The organism is Geminicoccus flavidas (genome assembly GCF_009806515.1).
Classification (GTDB): domain Bacteria; phylum Pseudomonadota; class Alphaproteobacteria; order Geminicoccales; family Geminicoccaceae; genus Geminicoccus; species Geminicoccus flavidus.
The window spans coordinates 1-462 of the sequence record NZ_WUJP01000692.1 but is presented as its reverse complement, the minus strand read 5'-3'; the positions used below and the strand labels follow the sequence as shown (position 1 = coordinate 462).

Here is a 462-nt window from a genome sequence, read left to right as displayed (position 1 = left end):
GCCATCCTGACCGCCGGCTTCCTGGCCCCAGCCCTCCATGCCCGCGTCGCGTGCGAGCGCGCAGGCCGCTTCATCCTGGCCGGCCGCCAGGTCGAGGCTGGCCGCGACCGGCGCCAGGGCGGCCAGGCGGATGGCCCCCGGCCCGGCCTCGTCCACCAGGGCCTGGGCCGCGTCCAAAGCACCCAGCTCGACCAGGCGCTGGAGGCGCAGGGCCAGCAGGCTGCCGGGCGGCTGGCCCTCCGGGGTTGGCAGAAGCAGGAGTTCGACCTGGAGGCGGCGGGCGGCGGGATCGACCGGGACGACCGGCAGGGCTGCCAGGGCCGAGGCGATCTCGGCGGGCGGCGTGTCGTCCCAGGCAGCCGAACCCTGCCAGTCGCCACTACCCACGGCATCGGCGCTCGGCACCTCCAGCGGACGCACGGTGAGTTCCGACGAGGGGGAGGCCGGGCCGGCGGACCGGGC

The 462-nt window shown here is 77.3% G+C and carries 1 pseudogene; it reads right to left on the bottom strand.

Annotation, left to right across the window (positions count from 1 at the left end):
- Positions 1–420 (bottom strand): annotated as a pseudogene (locus tag EQG76_RS19815) (hypothetical protein); the annotation flags it as partial.
- Between the last annotated feature and the right edge of the window lie 42 nt (positions 421–462).